This is a genomic window from Vibrio crassostreae 9ZC13, from assembly GCF_000272045.2.
GTDB lineage: Bacteria > Pseudomonadota > Gammaproteobacteria > Enterobacterales > Vibrionaceae > Vibrio > Vibrio crassostreae_C.
This window is the reverse complement of sequence record NZ_AJYZ02000006.1, coordinates 1-220: the sequence shown is the minus strand read 5'-3', so window position 1 is coordinate 220 and position 220 is coordinate 1. Positions and strand designations below refer to the sequence as shown.

The 220-nt window shown below is 40.5% G+C and carries 1 pseudogene; it reads right to left on the bottom strand.

Annotated features, from left to right (window positions below):
* Positions 1-125: pseudogene (locus A136_RS23200) on the bottom strand (ISL3 family transposase); the annotation flags it as partial.
* Positions 126-220 lie beyond the last annotated feature (95 nt).

The following is a 220-nucleotide window of genomic DNA, read 5'->3' as shown; positions in this document are numbered from 1 at the left end:
AGACCACAAAGGCACTTAGCCTCAGAGTTAGGTTTAAGAGTCAGGGTAATAAGTGATGCTGTCTGGTGAGACTTTACTATTTGAAAGCCTTCCCAGAATGAAGATAGGAAAGTATGATTCGGCATGAAAACGGTAGTTTGTGTATGATTTTTGTTTGGCGACTAAACCATATCACTTACTACCGTTTTTGTTTTTAGTTCCCGCTAATCCGCGATGAACC